This window comes from Ruegeria sp. YTSC002 (assembly GCF_059609845.1).
This window is the reverse complement of the sequence record NZ_JBXWML010000004.1, coordinates 325,289-345,561: the sequence shown is the minus strand read 5'-3', so window position 1 is coordinate 345,561 and position 20,273 is coordinate 325,289. Positions and strand designations below refer to the sequence as shown.

At 58.2% G+C, this 20,273-nt stretch carries 19 protein-coding genes and 1 tRNA gene; 10 read left to right on the top strand and 10 right to left on the bottom strand.

Annotation, left to right across the window (positions count from 1 at the left end; all coding sequences use genetic code 11):
• The 5 genes from AC2FFD_RS11285 to AC2FFD_RS11265 form a co-directional block, all read right to left on the bottom strand.
• Window positions 1-75, bottom strand: a tRNA-Glu gene (locus AC2FFD_RS11285).
• A gap of 98 nt (window positions 76-173) precedes the next feature.
• The gene (recJ, locus tag AC2FFD_RS11280) at window positions 174-1,916 is read right to left on the bottom strand and encodes a single-stranded-DNA-specific exonuclease RecJ (RefSeq protein ID WP_496873094.1); all 1,743 of its coding nucleotides are present in this window, start codon (window positions 1,914-1,916) and stop codon (window positions 174-176) included.
• A 93-nt stretch (window positions 1,917-2,009) separates the two neighbouring features.
• The gene (gene glpX, locus AC2FFD_RS11275) at window positions 2,010-2,993 is read right to left on the bottom strand and encodes a class II fructose-bisphosphatase (RefSeq protein WP_170346524.1); all 984 of its coding nucleotides are present in this window, start codon (window positions 2,991-2,993) and stop codon (window positions 2,010-2,012) included.
• 69 nt (window positions 2,994-3,062) lie between these two features.
• Entirely contained in the window at window positions 3,063-4,349 is a 1,287-nt protein-coding gene (locus AC2FFD_RS11270; protein WP_170346525.1) for a homoserine dehydrogenase, read from the bottom strand.
• Window positions 4,350-4,476: 127 nt separating this feature from the next.
• Window positions 4,477-4,725 carry a hypothetical protein gene (locus tag AC2FFD_RS11265; RefSeq protein ID WP_496873093.1) on the bottom strand — a complete coding sequence of 83 codons (249 nt, stop codon included), beginning with the start codon at window positions 4,723-4,725 and terminating at the stop codon, window positions 4,477-4,479.
• A 102-nt stretch (window positions 4,726-4,827) separates the two neighbouring features.
• Between AC2FFD_RS11265 and AC2FFD_RS11260 the strand changes: the two genes are divergently transcribed.
• The gene (locus tag AC2FFD_RS11260) at window positions 4,828-5,415 is read left to right on the top strand and encodes a TetR/AcrR family transcriptional regulator (RefSeq protein ID WP_152457537.1); all 588 of its coding nucleotides are present in this window, start codon (window positions 4,828-4,830) and stop codon (window positions 5,413-5,415) included.
• Between the two features lie 21 nt (window positions 5,416-5,436).
• Here AC2FFD_RS11260 and AC2FFD_RS11255 read toward each other — a convergent pair whose 3' ends face one another.
• The gene (locus tag AC2FFD_RS11255; RefSeq protein ID WP_496873092.1) at window positions 5,437-6,348 is read right to left on the bottom strand and encodes a pirin family protein; all 912 of its coding nucleotides are present in this window, start codon (window positions 6,346-6,348) and stop codon (window positions 5,437-5,439) included.
• A 157-nt stretch (window positions 6,349-6,505) separates the two neighbouring features.
• Here AC2FFD_RS11255 and AC2FFD_RS11250 point away from each other — a divergent pair, with 157 nt between their 5' ends.
• Window positions 6,506-6,988 carry a hypothetical protein gene (locus tag AC2FFD_RS11250; RefSeq protein ID WP_257600428.1) on the top strand — a complete coding sequence of 161 codons (483 nt, stop codon included), beginning with the start codon at window positions 6,506-6,508 and terminating at the stop codon, window positions 6,986-6,988.
• Here AC2FFD_RS11250 and AC2FFD_RS11245 read toward each other — a convergent pair.
• The 3 genes from AC2FFD_RS11245 to AC2FFD_RS11235 are packed head-to-tail and all read right to left on the bottom strand — an operon-like array spanning window position 6,947 to window position 9,775.
• On the bottom strand, window positions 6,947-7,546 hold the full coding sequence (locus tag AC2FFD_RS11245) for a TadE/TadG family type IV pilus assembly protein (protein ID WP_425078004.1): 600 nt from the start codon (window positions 7,544-7,546) through the stop codon (window positions 6,947-6,949). The two genes, AC2FFD_RS11250 and AC2FFD_RS11245, sit on opposite strands and share 42 nt — an antisense overlap.
• A 4-nt stretch (window positions 7,547-7,550) precedes the next feature.
• A complete protein-coding gene (locus tag AC2FFD_RS11240) occupies window positions 7,551-8,081 on the bottom strand; it encodes a TadE/TadG family type IV pilus assembly protein (protein ID WP_170346530.1) in 531 nt (176 codons plus the stop codon).
• Window positions 8,078-9,775 (bottom strand): pilus assembly protein TadG-related protein, encoded by a 1,698-nt coding sequence (locus tag AC2FFD_RS11235; RefSeq protein WP_480684651.1) that lies wholly within the window; start codon window positions 9,773-9,775, stop codon window positions 8,078-8,080. The genes AC2FFD_RS11240 and AC2FFD_RS11235 overlap by 4 nt, the downstream gene beginning before the upstream one ends.
• Window positions 9,776-10,108: 333 nt before the next feature.
• On the opposite strand from AC2FFD_RS11235, the gene AC2FFD_RS11230 reads away from it, so the two are divergent.
• The 4 genes from AC2FFD_RS11230 (at window position 10,109) to rpoD (ending at window position 16,084) form a co-directional block, all read left to right on the top strand.
• Entirely contained in the window at window positions 10,109-11,539 is a 1,431-nt protein-coding gene (locus AC2FFD_RS11230) for a Glu/Leu/Phe/Val family dehydrogenase (protein ID WP_257600432.1), read from the top strand.
• A gap of 119 nt (window positions 11,540-11,658) precedes the next feature.
• Window positions 11,659-11,955, top strand: coding sequence for a hypothetical protein (locus AC2FFD_RS11225; RefSeq protein ID WP_152457544.1), 297 nt, complete (start codon window positions 11,659-11,661; stop codon window positions 11,953-11,955).
• Between the two features lie 80 nt (window positions 11,956-12,035).
• Window positions 12,036-13,982 carry a DNA primase gene (gene dnaG / locus AC2FFD_RS11220; protein WP_496873091.1) on the top strand — a complete coding sequence of 649 codons (1,947 nt, stop codon included), beginning with the start codon at window positions 12,036-12,038 and terminating at the stop codon, window positions 13,980-13,982.
• 113 nt (window positions 13,983-14,095) lie between these two features.
• Complete coding sequence (gene rpoD, locus AC2FFD_RS11215; protein ID WP_496873090.1) at window positions 14,096-16,084, top strand: RNA polymerase sigma factor RpoD; 1,989 nt, start codon at window positions 14,096-14,098, stop codon at window positions 16,082-16,084.
• 161 nt (window positions 16,085-16,245) lie between these two features.
• On the opposite strand, the gene AC2FFD_RS11210 is transcribed toward rpoD, so the two are convergent.
• Window positions 16,246-17,286: a helix-turn-helix domain-containing protein gene (locus AC2FFD_RS11210; RefSeq protein ID WP_496873089.1), complete on the bottom strand. Its 1,041-nt coding sequence runs from the start codon at window positions 17,284-17,286 to the stop codon at window positions 16,246-16,248.
• A 459-nt stretch (window positions 17,287-17,745) separates the two neighbouring features.
• Here AC2FFD_RS11210 and AC2FFD_RS11205 point away from each other — a divergent pair, with 459 nt between their 5' ends.
• The 4 genes from AC2FFD_RS11205 (at window position 17,746) to ribD (ending at window position 20,273) form a co-directional block, all read left to right on the top strand.
• Window positions 17,746-18,150 (top strand): hypothetical protein, encoded by a 405-nt coding sequence (locus AC2FFD_RS11205; RefSeq protein WP_170346536.1) that lies wholly within the window; start codon window positions 17,746-17,748, stop codon window positions 18,148-18,150.
• 21 nt (window positions 18,151-18,171) lie between these two features.
• A complete protein-coding gene (locus AC2FFD_RS11200) occupies window positions 18,172-18,585 on the top strand; it encodes a secondary thiamine-phosphate synthase enzyme YjbQ (RefSeq protein WP_496873088.1) in 414 nt (137 codons plus the stop codon).
• A 120-nt stretch (window positions 18,586-18,705) separates the two neighbouring features.
• Window positions 18,706-19,176 carry a transcriptional regulator NrdR gene (gene nrdR, locus AC2FFD_RS11195; protein ID WP_117869416.1) on the top strand — a complete coding sequence of 157 codons (471 nt, stop codon included), beginning with the start codon at window positions 18,706-18,708 and terminating at the stop codon, window positions 19,174-19,176.
• Window positions 19,173-20,273 carry a bifunctional diaminohydroxyphosphoribosylaminopyrimidine deaminase/5-amino-6-(5-phosphoribosylamino)uracil reductase RibD gene (gene ribD, locus AC2FFD_RS11190; protein ID WP_496873087.1) on the top strand — a complete coding sequence of 367 codons (1,101 nt, stop codon included), beginning with the start codon at window positions 19,173-19,175 and terminating at the stop codon, window positions 20,271-20,273. Before nrdR ends, ribD begins: the two co-directional genes overlap by 4 nt.

Genomic DNA, 20,273 nt, shown 5'->3' with positions numbered 1-20,273 from the left:
TGGTAGCCCGTAGGGGAATCGAACCCCTCTTTCCAGGTTGAAAACCTGGCGTCCTAACCGATAGACGAACGGGCCACGCTGGCTTGTGGGGGGCCTTTTACGGTTTCACCGTGACCCCCGCAAGCCGAAAAACGCAGGGACTTGAAAGTTTTTTGCGCGGTCAGAGCGAGATGTCAATTTGCCTCTGCCGCGTCCTCGAGCCTGAGCTGCACGGATTGCCGTCCACCCCAGGTATTCACCTCAAGCCTGCCTGCAAAATGAAAGCGCGCGCCTCCATGATTTGACAGTTTCTCGCCCATCGGACCGTCAAAGGCACCAAAGGCAATCGCATCCAGCCCACCACCCATGCCATCGGACAACGATAGCTTCAGGTGCGTTTCCCCCACACGTTTGGCAAAACGCACCTGTAGATCCGGAATCGCGTATCGCGGGGCAGGGGCTCCGGCACCAAACGGTCCGGCCTGTTCGATCTGTTCGACCAACTCCACTGTTGCGGCACCGGGCATAAGAGCACCGTCCAGCTTCATATCCGCCGGGCCGCCCTGACCTGCGCCTTGTTTTGCCAGCAGTTCACTGAGACGTTCCATGGCAGGTTCCAGTTTGTCGCGCATGACGGTAAGTCCAGCAGCCATCTTGTGACCACCGCCCTTGACCAGCAACCCTTCGGCCGCGAGCCGCTGGATCGACGCCCCCAGATCCACGCCCGAGACCGAACGCCCCGAGCCTTTGCCCTCATCACCGTCAAAACCGATCACGATGGCCGGACGGTTGGCGGTTTCTTTCAATCGAGACGCCACGATGCCCACCACCCCCGGATGCCAGCCCTCACCGGCGGCCCAGACCAGTGGCGCGTCGAGTCCGCGACCTTCGGCCTGCTCCATCGCGGCGGCGCGCACGGCGTTTTCGATATCCCGGCGTTCTGTGTTCAGCGCGTCCAGACGTTCGGACAGGGCCTGTGCCTCGTGCAGGGAATCCGTGCTCAGCAGGCGGGCACCCAGATCGGCCTGCCCGATGCGACCGCCTGCGTTCACGCGGGGGCCAAGCAGAAAACCCAGGTGATAGCTGTTGGGCGCCGTATCCATGCGCGAGACATCGGACAATGCGACAAGTCCGGGGCGTTGCCTTTGCGCCATCACTTTCAGGCCCTGTCGAACCAGGGCGCGATTGGCACCGATCAAAGGCGCGACGTCAGCTACGGTTGCCAGGGCCACCAGGTCCAGCATCGATATCAGGTCGGGCCCCTTTGCGCCCGCCGCGCGCAATTGGCGCCCAGCTTCGACCAGCATCAGAAACACGACACCCGCCGCGCAGAAATAGCCCAGATCGCCGCTTTCATCCTGCCGGTTGGGATTCACGACGGCAACGCAGTCCGGCAGGGTTTCGCCGCCGAGGTGGTGATCCAGAACAATCACGTCCGCCCCCGTGGCTGCGGCAATCGGTTCATGGCTGAGCGTACCGCAATCGACGCAAATGATCAGGTCGTGGCTGGTTGCCAGTTCCCGCATTGCCGGAACATTCGGACCATATCCCTCATCAATCCGATCCGGCACATAAAGCGTCGCCTGCAAGCCCATCTGCCGAAGCCAGACCAACAGCAGCGCGGCAGAACTGCCGCCGTCAACATCGTAATCCGCGAACACCGCGATCTTCTCGCGACGGCGTACGGCGTCCAGGAAGCGTGCGGCCGCGACTTCCATGTCTTTCATGTCTCGAGGATCGGGCAGCAGCTCTTTGAGCTTGGGGTCCAGAAAGCCGCGCGCCTCCATGACCGGCACGCCACGACGGGCCAGAACCTGACATACCGCACGCGGCAGGTCGGTCTGTTGAGTCATCATCTCGGCAGCCCGTTCCAACTCGGCTTCCGGGCCAACCCAGCGCCGCACGGTCAGTGATTGTTCTACGCCAAGAAAACCCATTGCCTGCCCCTTATGAACCAAGGCCGGATCCTTTCGGACCCGGCCTCTTCATCTTTTCCCAAATACTCCCGCCGGAGGCAACGGCGCAAGCCGTTAGGCGTTATCATGCGGCCACGTGGGGGTGCGATACGACATGCGGCGTACGGACCCGGTTTTTGAACGCATCAGCAGCGTCGTGGTTTCCACCCAACCCGGCTCGCGCTTGATGCGCGGCAACAGAGAACCGCCGGTCACACCCGTTGCGGCAAAGATCACATCCGCAGTCACCATCTCGTCCCGCGAATAGACCCGGTCCAGATCGGTGATGCCTGCCTTGGCGGCACGGCCTCGTTCGTCATCGTTGCGGAACAACAGACGACCAAAGATCTGCCCGCCCATGCATTTCAGCGCAGCAGCAGCCAACACCCCCTCGGGGGCGCCACCCTGGCCCATATACATATCGATACCGGTCACTTCGCTTTCCGCGCAATGCATGACGCCAGCCACATCACCATCGGTGATCAGGCGGATCGATGCTCCGGTTTCGCGCACTTCGGCAATCATGGCTTCATGACGCGGGCGTTCCAGAATGCAGACGGTGATGTCCGCAGGCTTGCAGTTCTTGGCCTTTGCCAAGGCTTCCACCCGTTCGCGTGGAGACATGTCCAGACTGACGACGCCCTCGGGCAGGCCCGGACCAACGGCAAGCTTGTCCATGTAGACGTCGGGCGCATGCAGCATCGAGCCGCGCGGGCCCATGGCAATCACGGTCAGCGCGTTGGGCATATCCTTTGCGGTCAGCGTTGTGCCTTCCAGCGGGTCCAGCGCGATGTCCACGCCGGGGCCGTTTCCGGTGCCGACTTCTTCGCCGATATAAAGCATCGGAGCTTCGTCGCGTTCTCCTTCACCGATCACCACGACGCCAGCAATGTCCAGCATGTTCAGCTGTTCGCGCATTGCATTCACGGCGGCCTGGTCGGCGGCTTTCTCGTCACCTCGCCCAACCAGAAAAGCCGAGGCCAGCGCAGCCTGTTCCGCCACCCTTGCCAGCCCCAGAGACAGCAGGCGGTCGTTGAAATCGGTTTTGGCAGCACTCATTGTTCAGTATCCTCTGGTCATTTAAGCCGTTTCTATGGGCATAGCTTGCGTTTCATGCAGGCCGCAAGTTCAAACCTCTTCAATCCGCAATGCGACGGGGGCACCGGCGACCACATCCGTTTCCCGGAAACCGTCCAGCGCAACGTCCAGCGCGGCGCGGGTGGTTTTGTGGGTAACGATCAACACAGGCGCCGTGCTTTCGGCATGGGCATACTGGCGCATCCTGTCTATGGAAACACCCGCATCGCCCAGAATGGCTGCAACCTTGGCCAGGGCGCCCGGTTTGTCCAAAAGGCCCAGCCGCAGATAATAAGGCGCAGGCAGGCCCGTGACGGCGGGGGCCGCAGCCTCAAGCGTTTTGGCCGGTCGGCCAAAGGTTGGGATTTGCAACCCGCGTGCCAGATCACAGACGTCGCCCATCACGGCGCTGGCGGTCGGGCCTTCGCCTGCGCCGGGGCCGCGCAGAACAACCTGTTCCACCGCGTCGCCTTCGATCACCACCATGTTGGTGCCGCCTTCCAATTGACCCAACGGCGAGTCGCTGGGCACAAGGCAAGGCTGCATGCGTTGCTCCAGCCCGCGCGCGGTGCGCTGTGCCACGCCCAGCAGCTTGATGCGAAAGCCCATATCCTCGGCCTGGTCGATATCGTCGAGGCTGATTTGCTGAATGCCTTCGATCTCAATCCCGTCGAAATTGGGCTTGGTGCCAAAAGCGATAGAGGCCAGCAAGGCCAGTTTGTGCGCGGCGTCGATGCCACCGACATCCAGATTGGGGTCGGCCTCAAGATACCCAAGTTCGGCGCATTCGTCGAACAGAGCGTTGTAGCCCTGACGCTGCGATTGCATCCGGGTCAGAATGTAGTTGCAGGTGCCGTTCATCACGCCCATCACGCGCGTGATCTCGTTTCCGGCCAGTCCTTCGGTCAGGGATTTGATTACGGGGATACCGCCCGCGACCGCGGCCTCAAACCGGATGACGCGACCTGCGGCTTCGGCCTGTTCGGCCAATTCCTGCCCGTGAATGGCCAGCAATGCCTTGTTGGCAGTCACGACGTCTTTGCCGCTGGCCAGCGCGGCTTCGACCGAGGCTTTGGCAGGGCCGTTTTCTCCGCCCATCAGTTCGACATAGACATCGATATCGTCGCGTTTTGCCAGCGCAACCGGGTCGGTTTCCCACGCATAATCCGACAGGTTCACGCCACGGTCCTTGTTTGGATCCCGCGCAGATACGGCCACGATTTCAATCGACCGGCCCGTGCGCGCCTTCAGCAAATCTGCATGGCGGCGGACAATCTTGACGACACCCACGCCGACAGTTCCCAAGCCCGCAATTCCCAGCCGCAGTGCCTGTGTCATTTCGTGGGTTCCTTTCCGCTCGAAACTTGTCTGATTTCGGACGCCCGCCCGATCAGCGCTGCCTTATCGGGTTCAGGCCAAGGGTGCAATCCGTCACTGGGGGATTGTAGGCGTGAAATGCCGCGCTTTAGTTGGTTTGCGCGTTTTGCAGCGCCTGGGCCTTTTTCGCCAGCGCCTCGCTGCGCCGCGTCAGGTCTTCTTCCACCTCTGCGGCCTGGCTGACGGGATCAATCGAAGGCCCCAACGTTTCCTGCACCGGAACAAGACGCGGGTAGGGGGCCGATTTGACCGAGGCCGGTTCGCTGCCTTCAAGTTCGGGAAAGTCTGAACACCCGGCAAACACAAGAATAATAGGCAGAACAGGCAGCAGTTTCATGTGGCACGCTTTTCGGTTTCGTTGGTCCTTTCGTGATGCACCTTTTGCCGGCGTCGATCAAGCGGGGTTCTATATGAACGTTTGTTCAGATACTGTGGGCGCATGGCACGTACTCAAGGCTCCCACTCTGATATCACAGGTCCGCGCATCCGAAAGGCGGCCCTGAACCTGTTTGCCCGCCACGGCTATGCGGCGGTTTCGATGCGGCAGATCGCGAAAGAGGTCGGCGTTCAGGCAGGGGCTTTGTACAATTACACGCCGGACAAGCAGAGTTTGCTGTACCGGTTGATGCGGGAACATATGCAGGATCTGCTTTCAGCGCTCAACGCGCTGGAGCGCTGCGATGACTGCCAGCAAGCGTTGCGCCGATTTGTCGGTTTTCACATTCGTTTCCACCTGCAACGCCCTGACGAGGTGTTCATCGCCTATATGGAGCTGCGCAACCTCTCACCCGAAAACTTCGCCGAAATCGAAGATCTTCGGCGTCAGTACGAAAACGCGTTGGAAGACATCCTTCACTCTGGCCAGCAGGCTGGTCAGTTTGCGATACCGGACACCAAGATCGCCACGCTGGCGGTGATTGCCATGTTGAACGGTGTGATGACCTGGTACAGGTCCGGAGGGCGGCTGTCACTGGACGAGGTCGAACAGATTTATTGGAACATGGTGCATAAGGCGGTGACGGCCTGAAACGGCCAGACCGTCACAGTGTCAGTGCGCAGGGCGAATGAAGGTCCCGTTGCGCAGGTCCCGAACGGCTTGTTCAAGTTCGGCCCGCGTGTTCATCACAATGGGCCCGTGCCATGCGACGGGTTCATTGATCGGAGCCCCCGAGATCAGCAGAAACCGCACGCCTTCGGGGCCAGCCTGAACGGTGATTTCGTCCCCCGTTCCGAAACGGACAAGCGTGCGGTCACCCGACATATCCCGGATGTTCACCTCTTGCCCGGCGACCTCTTTCTCCAGCAGCACACCGGACGGGCGTGATGCATCTGCAAAGGCGGCCTGACCTTGAAAGACATAGGCGAAGGCTCGGCGGTAAGTGTCGATGCGGAACGTCTTTTTCACACCTGCGGGGACCGAGATGTCCAGATACTGCGGGTCTGCCGCAATGCCGTCCACGGGGCCGGTTTTGCCCCAGAACTCTCCGACAATCACCCGAACGGTGGTGCCGTCGTCATCAGTGACCTCGGGGATGTCCTTGCTTTGAACATCCTGATAGCGCGGGGCAGTCATCTTCTGATCCGAAGGCAGGTTGCCCCAAAGCTGAAATCCGTGCATCTGCCCCGAGGAGTTTCCCTGCGGCATCTCCTGATGCAGAATACCAGACCCCGCTGTCATCCATTGCACGTCACCGGCGCCCAGAGTGCCGGTGTTGCCCAGCGAATCCGAATGCTCGACCGATCCGGCCAGAACATAAGTGATCGTCTCGATCCCGCGATGCGGATGCCAGGGAAAACCGGCCTGATAGTCCTGCGGGCGTTCGTTCCTGAAGTCGTCGAACAGCAGGAAAGGATCAAGTTCGGACGGGTCCTGAAACCCGAACGCGCGGTGAAGTTTCACGCCAGCCCCTTCCATCGTCGGGGTTGCCCTGCGTGTTTCCAGTGTGGGTCTAAGGGACATGTTGGCCTCCGGTTCGTTTGATCAGCATGTAACCTCTGCGTGAATGCGGTCAATTTGCGTGAACTAACCGGGGCTGTGCAAATTTGCGGCACAACCAAGCCCCTGTTGTTTCCCCCGGAAAATCGCTAAGCCGAAGCTGAACGGACAGGAGACATCCATGCAGGACGAAGTGCTGGCAACGATTCAGGCGTCATCCCCCAGACGGTGGACCGGAGTAGGGATGCTGTCGACGGTTGGTGCGCTGGTTACATATGTTGCTTTGGCATCGCCGCCAGAACCGGTGTGGCAGGTTTTTCTGTTTGCCGTTGGTGGCGCGTCGCTTTGGCTGGCCTATCGCGTTTGGCAGGCGACCCAGGACCATATCGAGCTGACTCAGTCGGAATTGCGTACCGGGTCAGGCCAGGTGATCGCAAAAGTGGACGATATTGAATCGGTGGATCGCGGTGCGTTTGCATTCAAGCCTTCAAACGGCTTCCTGGTTCGTACCAAGCACAAAGATACGAAACAATGGGCGCCCGGGTTGTGGTGGCGGATCGGTCACCGGGTCGGCGTGGGCGGCATGACGTCTGCCGCCGAGGCCAAGTTCATGTCAGAGGTTCTAAGCGCCATTATCCACGCAGACGACCGGAGGGCGCACTAGGTTGCAGGCGACCTTGGTGGAAAAGCGGGGACGGGTGAAGATGAAGTTCTGAAAGTTAATGCCGGTCGCCAGATCCCAACCGGGTTTGAACTGGGGAATATACTCGTTGGACGTTTCCACCAGAATGACCGTGTCCTGATCCGGCATTGGCGGCAGGCGGTTTGCGATTTCCTGGATGTTGTTGTTGTTCCATTCCGTGTCATAGCCGCGCACGGTCGACCAATCCACGTAATGGCGGTCGTCAGTCACGTCAAACCGGATCAGCGAGACACGCATGCGCACTTCAGACCGGTTGTTGATCATTTCGCCCATGAGTTCGTGAAGTGAGTCGATGTAGACATCCGTCACAGCGGCCGATTCACGTGAGATCAGATCGCTGACCGTATAGGCGGCCTTCAGGTTTGACGCGCTTTGACGAAACCCCTCGAATGCGGTGAACGTAAACGTAATCGTCCACAGCAACAGCGGGAAGATCATGATGGCCTCGACGGTCAGAATGCCACTTTCGTCCTGCTTGAAGGCCTTGATGCGGTTTTTCACGTTTCTGAATACAGACATAGCTTTACCGTGGCTCCTGCACGAATGCGGTCGTTGCGGTCACTGCATAGTGGCCGCTTTCGTCGACAACCGTGTTTGCGATGATCGAGCTTTCCAGAACCGGATCGATACGCAGGCAGGCACGCAAAATCATCAACTCGTTCGAGGCCCCGCTTTTGAAGTCGAGCACTGGTTTGGGGTCTTCGGAACTGTCGGTGCAGGGTATTTCGTCCGAAAGCACGATGCCATTGAATGCGTTCTGGCGGAGCATTTGCAGCCGCAGGTTGGTTTTACAATTCTTGATACCGGAAATGTCGCAAATCCGGTCCTTGATTACATCGTGGCTCCAGTTGGTGCCTGTGCCAAGACGGATATCCCGAACGACCAAGTCAACACCACGTTCCAGCGCGGCGTGCTTGGTGGTGATCAGTGACATCTCTCCACCGATACCAATGAATGCCAGGAAAAACGGAATGATCATGACAAATTCGATCGTCGCGTTCCCGGACTCGGATCGCTTGAAAGTACGGAGTTTTGACAGTGACTTGCGGATCATTGCGTCAGCCTCAATTTGCGGATGGACGAAGCAATCGCTGTAAACGCCTTGTCCAGATCCAATCCAGCTACATTGTGTACATGGCTGTCCGAGCTTGCGCAGGACTTGATGGTGTTCAAGCCGCTGGTGGGGGCCTCGAAAGCGATGCCATAGATGATGACACCCTTGTCTTTGGCGGCGCCACAGATACTGGCCGTGCGCGCGTTCTTTGTGGACGATCCCACTGACTTCCTTAGGCTGTAGTACCAGTTATTCTCGTGGTTGCTTTGCCAGTAGAAGTTGTTCTTGGCGTTCCACCACAGCGAAGCCCGATTGAACAGTTCTGGATACGAAAGACGGGTGGCAGTTCCAACTTCTTCATTTGTCGGATTTTCATTCGGTGGATTGCCGAAAGGATGTTCTGCGGTAACGTAGTTGCCGTTTTCTTCGGTGTGTTGCATCCAAACCCACCGGTCCGGATTGTTCCCCTGCGGGTCATGGTAGTAGCGAATACTGTACTCACCTTTACTGCCATCCGCGCGTTCAAATTCTGGATTGAACCAGACGTCAGTCTGTCCGCTGCGAACCGACGGGTCCAACATGTACTGCGAGGTGTTTTGCCCGTCAGTCATTACGATCACGACCTTAAGCACGTCCGAGTCGTAAGATTCCGGGCGATTGGCAAATTTGGCAGGCACCTTGTTTTCGGTGGCCAGGGTGTTGATCACGGGCTTGAATGAAGGATCCAGCATGCCGACGCCCCATTTCATGCCAACATCAATGGATGTGTTGCCGCTTGCGGTCAGGGCATCGATACGATTGTGCAGATATTGGACGTTGTCGGTGACGGCTGTAATCTCACTGCCTGTGCGAACGGGGCAAACAAGGTAGGCAGGAGGTTCGCCATCAGTCGTCCGGCCGTTTACAGTTGCTCGCGTGTAACGCCATGGATCGAAATGTCCGGTGCGCTGATAAAAGGTAGTGGGATCAAGGGTTGCAGACCCAAATTGCCCCGAAGAAAAGTTCACGCAATGGGAATAGTTGTGCTCTGAGGTCACGTTGGTGAATTTGCCCAGGATATCCTGCCCGGCATTGACCTGCGTGGCATAGGGAACGATTGACATCGAAATCTTTGTTTCGCCCGATTCCTCAAGCATTTTCGTGACAAAACCTTTCGCCGCAGTCTTCAACACATCGATCTTCGATTTTCCGGCGGTCGCCGAAGACCGTGACATGGACCCGGACATGTCCAGAACCAACGATATTTCGACGGACCCGATGGATTCTATGGCGGTGCTTGCCGCTTTCATATTCAGTTCGGTAACTTTTCCGAACCTCATGAAACGCGTCGGAACAACGGCATTGGCGGTCGCGGCCACTTTTCTCGAGCCAAACCCTTCGGTGACGGTCACGGTTTTCTCAAGATGGCCCAACCCGGCCTTTTCCATATAGGCGTCGACAACGTCCTTGGGCGGCAGTTTCTGGTCAAGATCCGCGGCAGCAAGCACCGCGCGGTCCAGCGTGGATTGCAGGCTGGCCCGGTCGCGCTCGTACGTCATCAGATCCATCGCCATTCCGGTGATGGCCAGCATCAGGATCAAAATGAGCAGGGTGAATATCGTAAAAGTGCCGTCTTCTTCTCGGGAAAACAGCCGCAACCGGGAAATCTTGTGTTTCGGCTTCGAGCCGTCGTTCTGAAGCGAGAAAATTATCATTTGATGACTCCGCCTCGCACATACAAGTCGTGCGTCAAAGAAAGGAAATTCCGGTTAAATTTAGTTTTCAAACGTGGCGTGAATTGGGCGAAAAAGGCTTGGTTTTGGCCTTTTTGGGCGCTCAGGGGGTATAATTTTCACGTTTTCCCATGGTCTGTCGATGAAATGAAGACAATCCGTTAAGCGATTGACCGGATTGGGCGACTCACCATCAGAAGCTCAAGTCTCTGTTAAGAAGGTGATGAAAAAAAGTGCATTGTTTGATTGCAGCCAGACTTGAGTGGTGCGACAAAACGTCGTGACGTTTCGTCATCCAGCGGTACGGAGGATTTTATGACCGGCATCCAAGAACCAAGCTTTCGCGAGAGTGTTGACCTGATGTTCAACAGGGCGGCCGCCCTGATGGAACTGCCGCCGGGGCTGGAGCAGAAGATCCGGGTTTGCAACGCGACCTACACCGTTCGGTTCGGTGTACGCCTGCGCGGCGAGATCCATACCTTCACCGGGTACAGGTCCGTCCATTCCGAACATATGGAGCCGGTCAAAGGCGGCATTCGCTATGCTACTGCGGTGAACCAGGATGAGGTCGAAGCGCTGGCTGCGCTGATGACCTACAAGTGTGCTCTTGTCGAAACACCGTTCGGCGGATCGAAAGGCGGGCTTTGCATCGATCCGCGGAAATACGAAGAACACGAACTGGAACAGATCACGCGACGCTTTGCCTATGAGCTTGCCAAGCGGGATCTGATCAACCCGTCGCAAAACGTTCCGGCACCCGACATGGGCACGGGCGAGCGCGAGATGGCCTGGATGGCCGACCAATACGCGCGAATGAACACCACCGACATCAATGCGCGTGCCTGTGTGACCGGTAAGCCATTGAACGCAGGTGGCATTGCCGGGCGGGTCGAGGCGACCGGACGCGGAATCCAATACGCTCTGCGCGAGTTTTTCCGTCACCCTGAAGACGTCCAGAAGGCTGGCCTGTCGGGCAAGCTGGATGGAAAGCGCGTCGTGGTGCAGGGGCTCGGCAACGTGGGCTATCACGCTGCGAAGTTTCTGAGCGAGGAAGACGGTTCAAGCATTGTCGGTATCATCGAATGGGACGGTGCGCTCTATAACCCGGATGGTATCGACGTCGAAGCCGTCCGCCAGTGGATCGTCAAGCATGGCGGCGTCAAGGATTATCCGGACGCGACTCATTCAGCGGAAGGCGCAAGCGTTCTGGAGGCCGAGTGTGACATCCTGATCCCGGCTGCCCTGGAGGGTGTCATCAATCTGTCCAATGCGGAACGGATCAAGGCCCCTTTGATCATCGAGGCCGCGAATGGCCCGGTCACCGCTGGCGCGGATGAGGTTCTTCGCAAGAAAGGCACCATCATCATCCCGGATATGTATGCCAACGCAGGCGGTGTGACGGTGTCTTATTTCGAATGGGTCAAGAATCTCAGCCACATTCGTTTCGGCCGGATGCAGCGCCGCCAGGAAGAGGCGCGGCATGAACTGATCGTCAGCGAGCTGGAGCGGCTGGACCGTTACCTGGGTGACGCGTGGTCGATGTCGCCGGACTTCAAGGCCAAATACCTCAAAGGTGCTGATGAGCTTGAACTGGTGCGCTCGGGCCTCGACGACACGATGCGTATTGCCTACCAGTCGATGCGTGAAGTGTGGCACAGCCGCGACGATGTCGAAGACCTGCGTACTGCGGCCTATATCGTGGCGATCGACCGCGTGGCCAAAAGCTATCGCGCCAAGGGGCTCTGAATCAGGCGGGCGGGGTGATCATTTCGCCCCGCCGCTGCGCGCTGCGGCTTGAATGTCGATGGCGGCCCGTTAGTTTGACGGATAATAGACACTCAGAGAAACGAATCCCGGAGACCTCCATGTTGCGTATAGCCATTGTCGCGGCTTTGCTGGCCACCCCTTTGGCCGCTCAGGAAACTAAGGAGCAAAGCTGCAAGTATCAGGCGGATGTGGTGGCTGCGATCCAAAAGGCGCGGCTGGACCGTGTGAAAGAACGCGATGTGGCGCAAGCCGTGGCGGATAGTGGCCCGACATGGCCCGAGAACTACAATGCCGCGATTCCGCTGATCACGCCGTGGGTTTATGAACAAAAGATGCGCGATGTGCGCAAAAAGGATCTGGGCGCCGCTTGGCTTGAGCTGTGTTTGCAGCAATAATCCACAGCACCATCATTTCCCTGTGGACAAACGCGCGTCATACCCTTGGCGCGCGTTCCTGTTTCTGTCAGGTTTGATCCATGTCACTGCCCCCCGGATTTCTGGATGAACTGCGCACCCGCCTGAGCCTGTCTCAGGTCGTCGGGCGCAAGGTGATGTGGGATCAGCGCAAATCCAATCAAGGCAAGGGTGACATGTGGGCGCCTTGCCCGTTTCATCACGAAAAGACAGCCTCATTCCATGTCGATGATCAGAAGGGGTTTTATTACTGCTTCGGCTGTCACGCCAAGGGCGACGCGATCAGCTTCGTGAAAGAGACTGAGAATGTTTCGTTCATCGAAGCGGTGGAAATCCTCGCCCGCGAGGCTGGCATGCCGATGCCTGCGCGCGATCCGAAAGCGCAGGAAAAGCAGGATCGCCGCAGTCAGCTTGCCGATGTGATGGAACAGGCGGTGCAGTTTTTCCGCTTGCAGCTCAAAACAGCGGCGGGCGCAGAGGCACGGGATTACCTGTCGCGCCGGGGTTTGGATCAAAGCGCGCTGGATCGGTGGGAGATCGGGTTTGCTCCTGACGGTTGGCAGGCGCTTTGGGATCACCTGCGCGGCAAGAGCATCCAAGAGGAGCTGATCCTTGGCGCCGGGCTGGCCAAGCCTTCAAACAAAGGCAAAAAACCCTATGACACTTTCCGCAATCGGATCATGTACCCGATCCGTGATCCGCGTGGGCGCTGCATTGCGTTCGGTGGCCGCGCGATGGACCCGAATGACAACGCGAAATACCTGAACTCGCCCGAGACCGAGTTGTTCGACAAGGGGCGCAGCCTTTACAATCAAGGTCCTGCGCGGCAGGCGGCGGGCAAGGGGCAGCCGCTGATCGTGGCCGAAGGGTATATGGACGTGATCGCGCTGGCCGAGGCGGGGTTTGGCGCGTCGGTTGCGCCTTTGGGAACGGCCATTACGGAACATCAGTTGCAACTGCTCTGGCGGATCGCGGATGAACCGATCATAGCGCTGGACGGGGATGCCGCGGGTCTGCGGGCGGCCATGCGGGCGGTTGATCTGGCACTGCCGCTGCTGGAGGCCGGAAAATCCCTGCGGTTTGCCTTGATGCCCGAAGGCAAGGACCCGGACGATCTGTTGCGCGCCGAAGGGGCAGGGGCCGTGAAGGCCGTTCTGGAAGGGGCCGTGCCGATGGTCAAACTGCTGTGGCAGCGCGAGACCGAAGGAAAGGTATTCGACAGCCCGGAACGCAAGGCAGCACTGGACAAGGCGCTGTGGGACAAGATCAAGCTGATCCGGGATCCCTCGATCCGCCAGCATTACGGTCAGGAAATCAAAGATCTGCGCTGGCAACTGTTTCGCCCACAACGACAACCACAAAACCGTCAGTGGCAACCGCGGGGAAAATGGCAGCCGCCGCAGACCGCGACGCCGGGCGCGCGCAGTTCGTTTCTGGCCTCATCGGAAAACGCGGATATCCAGCTGCGTGAAGCCGCCATTCTGGCGATCTCAATTCTGAATCCCAAGGTTGTTGTCCAATTTGAGCAACAGTTGGAAGAAATGGAATGTCACAATCCTGACTATGCGGCATTGCGCGATGCTGTGCTGCGTCACGCGATCGATGATCCGGACAATCTGAAAGACCACATTATCGCATCAATGGGGCCGGACGCCCTTGAAAACCTGCTGACCCTTCGCCATGTGGCAGTCATCCCCTGTGTGTCCAAGCCAGGCGACGTTGAAAAGGCCGAGATGACACTGGCCGAGGAACTCGCAAAGATCAAAGCGCTCCGGGGGTTGGATGCCGAGATTGCCGAAGCGGCAGAGGAACTGTCCGATCTGCCCGATGAGGCGCTGACATACCGGCTGGCGCAAGCCGCCGAAGAGCGCAACCGCGCGAGTCGAAGCCAGAACGAGGATAGGGCCGTTTTCGACATTGCTGACAATGGGGCGCGAATCAATCGTGACGAGAAAGACGCGTTTGCGGCGATCATGTCTGGCATCAAATTCGAGCGGAAACGCCGATAAGTGGTGTTTTCGTAAGGCACTGGAAAAGAAAAACGGGTAAACGGGTGGCCGAATCACTTATACGCGCTAATGATTCGGCTGAGACGAATCACCCATCCCTGCAGGAGCATTGAATGGCCGCCAAGGATACGAACGAAGACCGCAAATCCGACGAGCAGGAACAGGAAATCTCGCTGGACATGAGCCAGGCGAACGTCAAGAAGATGATCGCCGAGGCTCGCGAGAAAGGTTACATTACCTACGACCAGCTCAATCAGGTGTTGCCGCCTGATCAGGTCAGTTCGGAACAGATCGAAGACGTAATGTCGATGCTGTCCGAGATGGGCATCAACATCATCGAAGATGAAGAGGCCGAAGAAGAAGAGAACAAAGGCTCGACCGAACTGGTTGCCGCGGAAAGCAACCGTGAGGTTGCGCTGGCCGGTTCCGGTACTGAAAAGCTGGATCGCACCGACGACCCCGTGCGCATGTATCTGCGCGAGATGGGTTCGGTTGAACTGCTGAGCCGCGAGGGTGAGATCGCAATCGCCAAGCGGATCGAAGCCGGTCGCAACACGATGATTGCAGGCCTGTGTGAAAGCCCGCTGACCTTTCAGGCGATCACCATCTGGCATGACGAATTGTTGTCCGAAGACATTCTTTTGCGGGATGTCATTGATCTGGAAACCACGTTCGGCAACCAGTTGGACGAAGACGGTGACGTTGAAGAGCCGGTCGTCGATACCTCGGCCGTGCAGGCGAACAAGCCAGCCAAGGATACCGGCCCCGAGCTGGATGCGGATGGCAACCCGCTGAACAACGACGACGATGACGATGACGACGACCAAGCCAACATGTCGCTGGCCGCGATGGAAGCGGCGCTGAAGGATCAGGTCCTGACCACGTTGGAACGTATCTCGACCGACTTTTCGATGCTGTCAGAAATGCAGGACAGCCGGATTTCGGCCACGCTGAACGAAGACGGCACGTTCAGCGAAAAAGACGAGGCTACTTATCAGAAGTTGCGGGCCGAGATCGTCGAACTGGTGAATGGTCTTCACCTGCACAACAACCGGATCGAGGCGCTGATCGACCAACTGTATGGCATCAACCGCCGTGTCATGTCTCTGGACAGCGCGATGGTCAAGCTGGCCGATCAGGCACGTATCAACCGCCGCGAGTTCATCGAAGCGTACCGGGGCCGTGAACTGGATCCGAACTGGCTGGCCGAGATGGCCGAGAAGCCGGGCCGTGGGTGGCAGATGTTCATCGAACGCTCGACCGCGAAGGTCGAAGAGCTGCGCAACGATATGGCTCAGGTCGGCCAGTATGTCGGTCTGGACATCTCGGAATTCCGCCGCATCGTGCAGCAGGTTCAGAAAGGCGAGAAAGAGGCGCGGCAGGCCAAGAAGGAAATGGTCGAAGCGAACCTGCGCCTGGTGATTTCGATCGCAAAAAAATACACGAACCGCGGCCTGCAGTTCCTTGATCTCATTCAGGAAGGCAATATCGGCCTGATGAAGGCCGTGGACAAGTTCGAATACCGTCGTGGCTACAAGTTCTCGACCTATGCGACCTGGTGGATTCGCCAGGCGATCACCCGCTCGATCGCGGATCAGGCCCGCACGATCCGTATTCCGGTTCACATGATCGAAACGATCAACAAGCTGGTGCGCACGGGCCGTCAGATGCTGCATGAAATCGGCCGCGAGCCGACGCCGGAAGAGCTGGCCGAAAAGTTGCAGATGCCGCTCGAGAAGGTGCGCAAGGTGATGAAGATCGCCAAAGAGCCGATTTCTCTGGAGACGCCGATCGGCGACGAGGAAGACAGCCAGCTGGGCGATTTCATCGAGGACAAGAATGCCGTGCTGCCGCTGGACAGCGCCATTCAGGAAAACCTCAAGGAAACCACCACACGGGTTCTGGCCTCGCTCACCCCGCGCGAAGAACGGGTTCTGCGGATGCGCTTCGGCATCGGCATGAACACCGATCACACTCTGGAAGAGGTCGGCCAGCAGTTCAGCGTGACCCGCGAACGGATCCGTCAGATCGAGGCCAAGGCGCTGCGGAAGCTGAAGCATCCCAGCCGTTCACGAAAACTCCGGTCTTTCCTGGATCAATAAGAACAAAGTTCAATAAGAACGAAGGCGGCCCGTCAGAGGCGCCTTTTTTCGTTCACATTGGCTGGTTCTCGCATCACGTTGGCGCGAATGCGCAAGGCCGGGGCGGTGTGCCTTTCTATATCGGTCTTGTCCACTCATGGGACAGGCCGGGGCGAGGCTTTTCAGGCTGATGACCCCCGGCCAGCTGTCCGAATGGGGTGTTCCACCCGGGTCTTGAAGGCGCTGGGCGGCTGACCTGTCCACCGTTTGAAGGCGGTCGAAAAAGCCGCCTGATCGGCATACCCCAGCGCATATGAGATTTCAGACAGAGTCATGCCATTTGTGATGAAAGTCTGGGCCAGATCACACCTTAGATCGTCTACAATATCGCGATAGCTTGTGCCTTCATCCTTGAGACGTCGGCTGAAGGTTCTGAGGCTCATCCCCAGATCAGCCGCCGCATCTTCGGCTTGCAGGATTGCGCCGGGCAGGGATCGGGTGATCAGCCCTTCGACGCGGGCGCGGGTCTTGTGCTTGGCGGGTGTTTTCTCGGCCAGCAGACGTTCACCGTATTCCAGCAAATGCTCCCGCAGCTTGGGATCATAGGTCGGCACCTTCAGTTCCAGCGCAGAAAGCGGCAGAATGATTTCAATCTTTTCAGCTCCGAAAATCACCGGGCAGCCCGCCAGCTTTTCGTAGGTTTTGACGTGGTTTCCAACTTTGTGCTGAAAGCGCATCTCGATCGGGTACACGTTCACCTGCGTGAGGTTCCTCATTCTGGCCAGCGCGGCAAACAGCAGGAATTCCGTGCGCCGATGATAGCGGGCAAAGCTGGCATCTTTCCAATCGGCCTCGAGGGCTGCGAAGTTGCCGGCAACACGTAAGCTGAGCCCGATGGCCGGATCGATGATGCCGTGAAAGCGTGACAGGTTTTCCATCACCTGCCTCAAATCGCGTGAGTATTTACTGATATACCCCGTCACGGTCGAAGCCGACGTGACCTCGAGCCCTGTGCGAGCCGCAAATGTGATGTCACCAACGGCGTCACAGGCGTGCCGGATGAACAGTGCCTCTTTATGTGCGCTGTAAACTGCGGCAGGGGGCGCGGTATCTTGCTGACGCAGCCCGGCCTGCTTCAATACCCGTTGGGATAGTTCACTGTTGTCGGCGTGGCGATCCAATGCCTGGATCAAAAAATGTAGTCGGCCGATATCTACGTCCATCGTGGTACAACACCTTACGTTCTCAAATGCATTAACAGGTTATCACGGAAGTTCCTTTTTTGACTTTGGCTTTTGGCAAGAAGGATTTTGCACGCGAGCATCACGTGTTGGCAAGTTCTCGAAAGGTTTTGACCGGAACGCGCATGAAGTTAAACGCACGGCTGTCCAAATCAGCTTTGTTGCCGGGTCGGGACCTTCATGGGGATGAGGTCAGAGCCTCGGAGAAATCACCAATCTCTGCTCAGGGCTCCCCGGCACGCTCCTTTTCCCATAAGTGACGCATTGTTCTGCGACGCCGGGCTTGCGCCCGCTGATCCGTTGTCAAGGCTGGCTCACGCCGGATCACGCTATGTACCAGGCGGGCTGAATTGATCGTGAGGCACCCTGTGCGCGCGGTGAAGTTCGTCTAACCTATCTGGAGACCATCCTTTGGACCAAGCAATCAGGGAAGAGATTACCATGAAACAGTCATATACCTTCGCCGCGCTGGCCGCCTTGACCCTCAGTATCCCCATGACCGCAGATGCTGCGCCGAATGGATTTCGAACAGAACCCATCAACGCCACTGATTTCGAGGTCATCCCGCGCGGTGACAAGCGTGTCGAAGGCTATTGGTGCGCGGCCGCGGATTATGCGCGCCGGACCTTGGGGTTGGGTTGGATGGACCGGGTTTATGTGTTGCGAGGATACGGGCCCAGCGTCACCACCGGGCGCAGAACAGCAGTTCAGTTTTCGATTAAGCAGCCTCAGTCCGTTGATGTGCAACCAAGCAGCTTTGTTTCGTTCGGTTTTCAGCCCGGTAACAGTGAATCTGTACAAGGTGCGAATGCACGGTGTAACTATCGACCGTTCTTCAATGACTGACAAACGCGCAGGATAGTCACGATGCAGACTGAATTCGTTTTGCACACCCAAGGGCCGGGGCTGTACGAATTGACGTCTGATGTGCTGCAATGGCTTGAACGGTTAGAGACGGATGGGGTTTTGACTCTGTTCGTTCGCCACACTTCCTGCTCATTGCTGATCCAGGAAAACGCGGACCCCGAGGTTCAAACCGATCTTCAGGCGTTTTTCGAGCGGCTGGTTCCACCGTCAGACAACCCCGCCATGTCCTACCTGAGGCACACCTATGAAGGCCCGGACGATATGCCCGCGCATATCAAGGCTGCGCTCTTGCCGGTTTCGCTGACGATTCCGGTGTCGCAGGGTCGGCCTGTGCTTGGAACATGGCAAGGGATCTACCTGTTTGAACACCGCACTGCGCCGCATCAAAGGAAGGTTGCAGCGCATCTGGCCTGACCCTTTATTTAGCGGTTTGAATTTCCGACTACCCAAACCCTAGCGGCTGCCCTATAGTTGTGGATAAGTAAGCCGCAGCGCTTACAATAAGAGGCCGAACATGGGACGAGGAGACGGCGGATGCGCTGCCCGTTTTGCGGAAATATCGACACTCAGGTGAAAGATTCACGCCCGGCAGAGGACCACGTGGCTATCCGCCGACGCCGGTTCTGCCCGGCCTGTGGCGGACGGTTCACGACCTACGAACGTGTGCAGCTGCGCGATCTGGTTGTCATAAAAACCAATGGTAAACGCGAAGATTTCGATCGCGACAAGCTGGAGCGTTCGATCCGTATCTCGATGCAGAAACGCCCCGTCGATCCCGAACGGATCGATCAGATGATTTCGGGCATCGTGCGCCGTCTGGAAAGCATGGGCGACACGGATATCCCGTCCAACAAGATCGGTGAGATCGTTATGGAAGCTCTGGCGCGGATCGACACTGTCGCCTATGTTCGCTTTGCGAGTGTGTACAAGAATTTCCAGGCGGCCGATGATTTCGAGGAGTTCGTCCACGAACTGCGCCCGCCGCAGCCTTCGACTGACGAGTGAACGAAACAGATAAGCGATTCATGGCGCTTGCCCTGTCTTTGGGGCGGCGCGGTCAGGGGACGTGCTGGCCGAACCCCGCCGTGGGGTGTGTCATTGTTCGTGATGACCGGATCATTGGGCGGGGCTGGACGCAACCGGGTGGCCGCCCTCATGCCGAGACCGAAGCGTTGGCTCAGGCCGGGCAGGGCGCACGTGGTGCGACCGCCTATGTAACGCTGGAACCCTGTGCCCATCACGGCAAGACGCCGCCCTGTGCCCAGGCCTTGATTGCGGCAGGGGTATCCCGCGTTGCAGCCGCTGTGGGAGATAGCGATCCGCGCGTGGCCGGGCAGGGTTTTGCCATGTTGCGCGAGGCGGGGATTGAAGTCGTAACCGGCGTTCTTGCGGAACAGGCAGAACGGGATCTGGAAGGCTTCTTCCTCAAGACTGAACAAGGCCGACCTTTTGTGACGCTGAAGATGGCCAGCAGTTTCGACGGGCGCATCGCAACCTCGACAGGGCACAGCCAATGGATCACCGGACCGCAGGCACGTCGTGTGGTCCATGCCATGCGCGCACGTCACGATGCGGTGATGGTCGGGGCAGGGACGGCGCGCGCCGACGACCCCTCGCTGACCGTTCGGGATATTGGCGTTGAGCATCAGCCTGTCCGCGTCGTGGTGTCCCGCCATATGGACATATCCCTGATGGGTCAGCTGGCGCGCACGGCCTCAAAGATACCTGTCTGGCTCTGCCATGCGCATCACCCGGATGCCGAGCGTGCACAGGCGTGGGAGGGATTGGGGGCAAAGCTGATCCCCTGTGCATTGAAAGACCATCATATCGATGCAGTGGATCTGCTTCAGCAACTGGGTCAGGCCGGTTTGACCAGCGTCTTCTGCGAAGGCGGAGCTGCGCTTGCGGCCTCGCTGCTGGCCGAAGATCTGGTGGACGAGCTGGTTGGGTTCACTGCCGGTTTAACCATCGGGGCCGAAGGACTGGCCGCGGTCGGGACACTTGGTCTGGAAACGCTGGAGGTCGCACCGAGGTTCGAATTGATCGAAACGCAGGCGGTCGGCGGGGATGTATTGCACCGTTGGCGCAGAGCGTCGGAATAA

Coding starts and splice junctions, on each gene's coding strand:
- AC2FFD_RS11245 (WP_425078004.1), bottom strand. CDS start 7,546: ATGTCTGTATTCAGAAACGTGAAAAACCGCATCAAGGCCTTCAAGCAG.
- AC2FFD_RS11255 (WP_496873092.1), bottom strand. CDS start 6,348: ATGTCCCTTAGACCCACACTGGAAACACGCAGGGCAACCCCGACGATG.
- AC2FFD_RS11225 (WP_152457544.1), top strand. CDS start 11,659: ATGTTGCGTATAGCCATTGTCGCGGCTTTGCTGGCCACCCCTTTGGCC.
- AC2FFD_RS11205 (WP_170346536.1), top strand. CDS start 17,746: ATGAAACAGTCATATACCTTCGCCGCGCTGGCCGCCTTGACCCTCAGT.
- AC2FFD_RS11200 (WP_496873088.1), top strand. CDS start 18,172: ATGCAGACTGAATTCGTTTTGCACACCCAAGGGCCGGGGCTGTACGAA.
- AC2FFD_RS11270 (WP_170346525.1), bottom strand. CDS start 4,349: ATGACACAGGCACTGCGGCTGGGAATTGCGGGCTTGGGAACTGTCGGC.
- glpX (WP_170346524.1), bottom strand. CDS start 2,993: ATGAGTGCTGCCAAAACCGATTTCAACGACCGCCTGCTGTCTCTGGGG.
- AC2FFD_RS11210 (WP_496873089.1), bottom strand. CDS start 17,286: ATGGACGTAGATATCGGCCGACTACATTTTTTGATCCAGGCATTGGAT.
- AC2FFD_RS11260 (WP_152457537.1), top strand. CDS start 4,828: ATGGCACGTACTCAAGGCTCCCACTCTGATATCACAGGTCCGCGCATC.
- recJ (WP_496873094.1), bottom strand. CDS start 1,916: ATGGGTTTTCTTGGCGTAGAACAATCACTGACCGTGCGGCGCTGGGTT.
- AC2FFD_RS11250 (WP_257600428.1), top strand. CDS start 6,506: ATGCAGGACGAAGTGCTGGCAACGATTCAGGCGTCATCCCCCAGACGG.
- AC2FFD_RS11230 (WP_257600432.1), top strand. CDS start 10,109: ATGACCGGCATCCAAGAACCAAGCTTTCGCGAGAGTGTTGACCTGATG.
- AC2FFD_RS11240 (WP_170346530.1), bottom strand. CDS start 8,081: ATGATCCGCAAGTCACTGTCAAAACTCCGTACTTTCAAGCGATCCGAG.
- nrdR (WP_117869416.1), top strand. CDS start 18,706: ATGCGCTGCCCGTTTTGCGGAAATATCGACACTCAGGTGAAAGATTCA.
- AC2FFD_RS11265 (WP_496873093.1), bottom strand. CDS start 4,725: ATGAAACTGCTGCCTGTTCTGCCTATTATTCTTGTGTTTGCCGGGTGT.
- dnaG (WP_496873091.1), top strand. CDS start 12,036: ATGTCACTGCCCCCCGGATTTCTGGATGAACTGCGCACCCGCCTGAGC.
- AC2FFD_RS11235 (WP_480684651.1), bottom strand. CDS start 9,775: ATGATAATTTTCTCGCTTCAGAACGACGGCTCGAAGCCGAAACACAAG.
- rpoD (WP_496873090.1), top strand. CDS start 14,096: ATGGCCGCCAAGGATACGAACGAAGACCGCAAATCCGACGAGCAGGAA.